The sequence below is a fragment of the Stenotrophomonas sp. 22DLJC03 genome (assembly GCF_056861405.1).
On sequence record NZ_JBSPUG010000001.1, the window covers coordinates 1,268,716 to 1,275,550 of the forward strand.

The window sequence follows — 6,835 nt, forward strand, 5'->3', positions numbered from 1 at the left end:
TGTAACGAGCCTGCCGAGTACCGCCCGCATGACCGAATTCGTCGTCGCCATTCCGGCCCGCTATGCCGCCTCGCGGCTGCCGGGCAAGCCGCTGCGCCTGCTGGGCGGTGAGCCGCTGGTGCTGCATGTGGCGCGCCGCGCGCTGCAGGCCGGTGCCGGCGAGGTCTGGGTCGCCACCGACGATCAACGCATCGCCGACGCACTGTCCGGCCTGGCCGAAGTGAAGGTGGCGATGACCGCCGCCTCGCATGCGTCCGGCACCGACCGCCTGGCCGAATGCGCGCGCATTGCCGGCTGGACCGACGACACCGTTGTGGTCAATCTGCAGGGCGATGAGCCGTTCGCACCCGCGGCCGGCATCCGTGCGGTGGCCGAGGCACTGGTCGGTGGCAATGCGCCGATGTCGACCCTGGCGACCACTGTTGAAGACGCGCACACCCTGTTCGACCCCAATGTGGTCAAGCTGGTACGCAACGTGCGCAACGAGGCGATGTACTTCAGCCGCGCACCGATCGCCTGGCACCGCGATGGTTTCGCGCGCAGCCGGGACACGTTGCCGGAGGGCCATGCCTGGCTGCGCCACATCGGCATCTACGGCTACCGTGCCGGTTTCCTACAGCAGTTTGCCGCGATGCCGCCGGGCCGGCTGGAGCAGGTCGAGTCACTGGAGCAGTTGCGCGTGCTGGAAGCTGGCTATCCGATCAGCGTGGCGATCTCGCCGGAACCGTTCCCGCCCGGCATCGACACCCCGGAAGACCTGGAGCGCGCCGAAGTGCTGCTGCAGGCAATGGCCGCACGATGAAGCTGCTGGTCGTCTGCCTCGGCAACATCTGCCGTTCGCCGATGGCCGAAGGTGCGCTGCGCGCACGCCTGGAGGCCTCGCCGCTGGCGGGGCGGGTGCAGGTTGATTCGGCGGGCACCGGCGACTGGCACGTGGGTGAGCCGCCCGACCGGCGCGCGATCGCCTGCGCGGCCGGGCACGGCGTGGGCATTGGCAGCCTGCGTGCGCGCCAGCTGCAGGCCGTGGATTTCGACCGCTTCGACTGGATTCTGTGCGCCGACGAAGCCAACCTGCGCGATGCAGGTCGCCTGGCCACACCCGCCCAGCGCGAACGCCTGGCGCTGTACCTGCCGTGGTCCGGCGGAGAGGGCCGGGTCGCGATCCCGGACCCCTACACCGGCGGCAACGATCACTTCGAACAGGTCTGGACACTGGTCGACGATGCTGCAAAACGTGCCGTGGCACGACTGTTGCATGACGCCGACTCCGGCATAATCGGGCCATGAACGTCCAGCCCGTCCCGGACCTGCCCGAGTTCGCCACCTGGCTCAATGCCACTCCCTGCACCCTGACCGAACTGCGTGGTCGGCCAGTGGCGCTGTTGTTCGTCAACGCCGCCTCCGCCTGGAGCGCGCAACGCCTGGCCGAGTTCGGTCAATGGCTGTCGCGCCACCCCGGCAAGCTGCAACCGCTGGTGCTGCAGGTGCCTCGCTTCGATTTCGAACGCGAGGCCGGTGCCGCACTGAAGCTGCTGCGCCGCCAGGGGCTGACGATGCCGGTGCTGCTTGATGCCGACTGGGATGGCTGGCGCCGCTTTGGTGTCACCGCCTGGCCGACCATGGTGCTGCTGGATGCGCAGGGGCGCGAACAACAACGGCTGGTCGGGCAGGGCGCGCCGGGTGAACTGGAGCGTGCCTTGAATGCACTGTGCGAGGGCGCGCCATCGGCGCCGCCGCGCGGTGGCAGCGAACTGCATCCGGAGCCGCGCCACGCGCTGCGCTTCCCGCTCGGCCTGGCGGTCAGCACCGAACGCCTGTACATCGCCGACAGCGGCCATCACCGCATCCTCGAATGCAGCCACGGTGGCCGCATCCTGCGCCAGTTCGGACTGGGCACCGCCGATTTCATGGACGGCAACCTTGCCGAAGCCGCGTTCCACCGCCCCCAGGCGCTGGTGCTGGAGCGCGATTCGCTGTACGTCGCCGACACCGGCAACCATGCCGTGCGCCGCATCAACCTGTTGACCGGGATCGTCGATACCCTGTGCGGCAACGGCCGTCCCGGTGCGCCGGTGGAAGGTCCGGTCGCACAGGCCAGGCAGGTGTCGCTGGATCATCCGGTCGGCCTGGCCATCGCCGACAACCAGCTGCACATCGCCATGGCCGGCGACAACCGCATCTGGAGCTACCACCTGGGCCAGCGCAGCCTGCAGTGGCGCGCCGGCAGCGGTTCCATCGACGAACGCGATGGTAGCGGTCACCTGGCTGCCTTTGCCCAGCCCACCGCACTGGCCGTGGTGCAGCAGGTGCTGTACGTGGCCGACGCGTTGGGTTCCTCGATCCGTGCGCTGCAGCTGCGTGGCGACCTGGTGCAGACGCTGGTCGGGCAGGGGCACTGGCGCTTCGGCAATGAGGACGGCCCACGCACCCAGGCCAGCCTGCAGTTTCCGCAGGCGATGGCACTGAGCCCGGATGCGCCGCTGCTGTGGATCGCGGATACGGGCAACGGCCGCCTGCGCACCCTGCGCCTCGGCGGTGGTGAACTGACCACCCAGCCGCTGCCGCGCCGCCTGCATGGTCCGGCCGGTCTGGCAGCCGGTGCGGGCGCGGTGTGGATCGCCGAGACCGATGCCCACGCCGTGCTGCGTTTCGACCCCGACAGCGGCGTGCTCAGCGAAGTCCCGATCAGCGAATGACCGACGTATCCGCTCCGGTCTTCGACGGCAAGGCCTTCGCGGCCCAGCTCAGCACCGCCCCCGGCGTGTACCGCATGTACGCTGCCGACGACACCCTGTTGTACGTCGGCAAGGCGCGCGCGCTGCGCAACCGTGTCGGCAGCTACTTCAACGGCAGCCCGAAGAACGCGCGGATCATGTCGATGATCTCGCAGATCACGCGCATGGACGTGACCGTGACGCGCTCGGAAGCCGAGGCGTTGCTGCTGGAAAACCAGCTGATCAAATCACTGTCGCCGCGTTACAACGTCTCGTTGCGCGACGACAAGACCTATCCGCATGTGCTGCTGACCCGCGAGGACTGGCCGCGCATCGCGCTGCATCGTGGGCCGCGTGCCATTCCCGGTCGCTACTTCGGGCCGTACCCCGGCGTTACCGCAGTACGCGAAACGCTGAACCTGATGCATAAGCTGTTCAAGCTGCGCAGCTGCGAGGACAGCGTGTTCCGCAACCGCTCGCGGCCGTGCCTGCAGTACCAGATCGGCCGCTGCAGCGCGCCCTGCGTGGAGCTGGTGCCGGCGCCGGAGTACGCCGAATCGGTGCGTCGCGCCGCGCTGTTCCTGGAAGGCAAGAGCGACGAGCTGACCCGCGAACTGGGCGAACAGATGCAGGCCGCCAGCGAGGCGCTGGAGTTCGAGCAGGCCGCGCGCCTGCGCGACCTGATTTCCTCGCTGCGCAGCATGCAGACCCGCCAGTATGTGGATGGCCGTGCCGCCGACCTGGACGTGCTGGCCGTGGCCATGCAGGGCTCGCAGGCCTGCGTGCTGCTGCTGGCCTTCCGTGATGGTCGTAATCTCGGCACCCGCCCGTTCTTCCCGCGCACCAATGGCGAAGAAAGCCCGGAAGAAGTGCTGGCCGCGTTTGTCTCGCAGTACTACATCGAATTCGAACCACCGCGCGAGATCCTGCTGGACCGCGAGATTCCCGACGCCGACCTGCTGGTCGCCGCGCTGTCGGCCTCGGCCGAGCGCAAGGTGCAGCTGAAGTGGAACGTGCGTGGCGAGCGTGCCGGCTATGTGGAGCTGGCCAGCCGCAACGCGCAGCTGACCCTGGCCACTGAACTCAACAGCCGCAACGCACAACACGCGCGCAGCGATGCCTTGCGCGACATGCTGGGTCTGGCAGAGCCGGTCAAGCGGGTCGAATGCTTCGACATCAGCCATACGCTGGGCGAGGCCACCGTGGCGTCGTGCGTGGTGTTCGACGCGGCAGGCCCGGTGCGCGCGCAGTACCGCCGCTTCAACATCAGCGGCATCGAGCCGGGCGACGATTACGCCGCCATGCGCCAGGCCATCGACCGCCGCTTCCGCCGTGCAGTGGAAGAGCAGGGCGTGCTGCCGGACGTGCTGCTGATCGATGGTGGTGCCGGCCAGCTTGCGCAGGCGCAGGCCGCGCTGGCCGACCTCGGCGTGGAAGGCGTGCTGCTGGTGGGCGTGGCCAAGGGCGTGGAGCGCCGTGCCGGCCACGAAGCGCTGGTGATGCCCGATGGCCGCGAGCTGCGTCCTGGCGCGGCCAACCCGGCGCTGCAGTTCATCCAGCAGGTGCGCGACGAGGCCCACCGCTTCGCCATCACCGGGCACCGCGGCCGCCGCCAGAAGGCACGGATGACCAGCAAGCTGGAGGACATTCCCGGTATCGGCCCGCGCCGCCGTGCCAGCCTGCTCAAGCATTTCGGTGGTCTTGTAGGCCTGAAAGCCGCTGGTGAAGCGGAAATCGCCAAGGTGGAAGGCATCAATGACGCCCTCGCGGCACGTATCTACGCTAACCTGCACGGGTTGGCCACGCCTGATCCGGCCGAGTAGAGAGAGAAGCACGCAAGCATGAAGTTGACCCTGCCCACCTGGCTGACCTTGTTGCGGATCGTGATGATCCCGGTGCTGGTGCTGGTGTTCTACCTGCCCTACACCTGGACCAACTTCGCTTCGGCGGCGATCTTCGGCCTGGCCGCGATCACCGACTGGCTCGATGGCTGGATCGCACGCCGTTACCAGCTGGAGTCGGCCTTCGGCGCCTTCCTCGACCCGGTCGCGGACAAGCTGATGGTGGCAGTGGCGCTGTTCCTGATCGTGCAGGGCCACCCGACGCCGTGGATGGCGTTCTGGGCGGCGGTCATCGTCGGCCGCGAGATTGCGGTGTCGGCGCTGCGCGAGTGGATGGCCGAGCTGGGCCAGCGCGCCAAGGTGCGCGTGGCGATGATCGGCAAGGTCAAGACCACTGCGCAGATGGTCGCACTGTTGTGCCTGCTGTATTCGGTGGCGCCGAACGTGCCGGTGCAGGACATCTGGATGGGCTGGCCGGTGTTCCACATCGGCGACTGGACCCTGGCGATTGCCGCGGTGCTGACCCTGTGGTCGGGCCTGCAGTACCTGCATGCCGCCTGGCCGAGCCTGCGCGATGACGAGCGCGCTGCGCGCGAGCGGGCGCGGCAGAAGAAGCTGGGCAACTGAGCCCCGGGGTCGGATCCCTTTCCGCAGGAAAGGGCACTGACCCCATCGATGCGCCTATCCACGCATGGCGTGGATACGCAATGTCAGGCGCATCGCAGATCTCCGAAAAAAGCGCTTGACGCCATCCTTGGAATAGGTAGAATTTCGCCTCCCAAGCGGGAATAGCTCAGTTGGTAGAGCGCAACCTTGCCAAGGTTGAGGTCGCGAGTTCGAGTCTCGTTTCCCGCTCCAGATTCAGGAAAACGCTCCCGAAAGGGGGCGTTTTTCGTTTGCCTCCAACGCGCTTCATCCCCACTTCACCGCCACCCCATCGCCGCACCACGCGAAGGTTCGATGCTGCGGCCTTCTTTCCCAGGGTGACGCCGCGATGCCTCATCAATCCTCCGCCTACGACCACGATGTGATCATTGTCGGCGCCAGTTTCGCCGGTGCCGCCTGTGCGTTGGCCGCCGCCCAGTACGGCTTGCGCGTCTGCGTGCTCGAACGCAAAGCCGATCCCGGCGAGCGCCTGCACACCACCGGCATCGTGGTGAAGGAAGCGATGGAGCAGACCTGGCTGGGGCGCATGCCCGAACACCTGGTGCAACGCGTCGCGAATGTGCGCCTGTATGCGCCGAACCTGCGCAGCGTGCTGCTGGCCGCACCGGGCTACTACTTCCTCACCACCGATACGCCGAGCCTGATGCGCTGGCTGGCCAGCGAACTGACGGCCAATGGTGTCGACCTGCGCCTGCAGCACTCCTTCACCGACGCCCATCGCAGCGGTGATGGCTGGCAGGTGGAAGGGGCAGGGCGATGCGCCTATCTGGTCGGCGCCGATGGTGCGCGTTCGCGCGTGGCCCAGCGCACCGGCCTCGGCCACGTGCGCGACAATCTCCATGGCGTCGAACGTGAGTTCGCCGGCCTGCAGCTACCGCAGGGCGATGCACTGCATTGCTTCGTCAGCAAGCGCTTTGCACCGGGCTACATCGGCTGGGTCGCACAGAACCCGACCGGGCTGCAGGTCGGCCTGGCGCTGCGCCATGACCCGAATCAGGTGCGGCCACCTGATATCGATGGCTTCCTTGAGCATGTGCGCGATGTGGTCGGCATTCCGCCTTCCGCGCGTCCTTCGGCCACCCGCGCTGGGCTGGTGCCGTGTGGTCGGCCGGATGGGCCGATCACCGGCCCTCGCCTGATCCTGACCGGCGACGCCGCAGGCATCGTCTCGCCGTTGTCCGCCGGCGGCATCCACTCATCGTGGCGGCATGGCTGGGCGGTCGGCGAGGCGATTGCCCGCCATCTGCGTGGCCAAGGGCCGGAAGCGGAACGGGTGGCCCAGCAGGTGGCGCCGGCATTCCATGGCAAGCGCCTGCTGCGCTGGGGGATGGACCACCTGCAGGCCGACTGGCCGCTCAATGCCTTGCTGCACACGGCCGCCACGCGGCGCATCGCCGAGCAGATCTACTTCCATCGCCGCGGCCTGCGCACGTGAAGGGAGCAGGCGGGGACGCCTGAACGCTGCCCCTCACGTCACGTGAAAATTCCTGTTGACGCCGTGCAGCAATCCCGACACAATAACGCTCCTTCGACGCAGGTCGAACGGAATCTGCGGGAATAGCTCAGTTGGTAGAGCGCAACCTTGCCAAGGTTGAGGTCGCGAGTTCGAGTCTC

6 protein-coding genes and 1 tRNA gene are annotated in these 6,835 nt (G+C 67.8%); all 7 read left to right on the plus strand.

The genetic code is table 11. The features are described from left to right. Positions 1–28: 28 nt before the first annotated feature. The 7 genes from kdsB to AC13GA_RS05880 all read left to right on the plus strand — a co-directional run bounded on the left by kdsB (position 29) and on the right by AC13GA_RS05880 (position 6,656). Positions 29–802: a 3-deoxy-manno-octulosonate cytidylyltransferase gene (gene kdsB, locus AC13GA_RS05850; RefSeq protein WP_482997688.1), complete on the plus strand. Its 774-nt coding sequence runs from the start codon at positions 29–31 to the stop codon at positions 800–802. Next, positions 799–1,287 (plus strand): low molecular weight protein-tyrosine-phosphatase, encoded by a 489-nt coding sequence (locus AC13GA_RS05855; protein WP_136638763.1) that lies wholly within the window; start codon positions 799–801, stop codon positions 1,285–1,287. Before kdsB ends, AC13GA_RS05855 begins: the two co-directional genes overlap by 4 nt. After that, complete coding sequence (locus tag AC13GA_RS05860; RefSeq protein ID WP_482997689.1) at positions 1,284–2,696, plus strand: hypothetical protein; 1,413 nt, start codon at positions 1,284–1,286, stop codon at positions 2,694–2,696. The genes AC13GA_RS05855 and AC13GA_RS05860 overlap by 4 nt, the downstream gene beginning before the upstream one ends. Then, positions 2,693–4,537: an excinuclease ABC subunit UvrC gene (uvrC, locus tag AC13GA_RS05865; protein WP_046984501.1), complete on the plus strand. Its 1,845-nt coding sequence runs from the start codon at positions 2,693–2,695 to the stop codon at positions 4,535–4,537. Before AC13GA_RS05860 ends, uvrC begins: the two co-directional genes overlap by 4 nt. Positions 4,538–4,555: 18 nt before the next feature. Next, positions 4,556–5,182: a CDP-diacylglycerol--glycerol-3-phosphate 3-phosphatidyltransferase gene (pgsA, locus tag AC13GA_RS05870; RefSeq protein WP_004152330.1), complete on the plus strand. Its 627-nt coding sequence runs from the start codon at positions 4,556–4,558 to the stop codon at positions 5,180–5,182. A gap of 155 nt (positions 5,183–5,337) precedes the next feature. Next, a tRNA-Gly gene (locus tag AC13GA_RS05875) sits at positions 5,338–5,413 on the plus strand. Between the two features lie 136 nt (positions 5,414–5,549). Next, positions 5,550–6,656: an NAD(P)/FAD-dependent oxidoreductase gene (locus AC13GA_RS05880; protein WP_478475115.1), complete on the plus strand. Its 1,107-nt coding sequence runs from the start codon at positions 5,550–5,552 to the stop codon at positions 6,654–6,656. Positions 6,657–6,835: the final 179 nt, after the last annotated feature.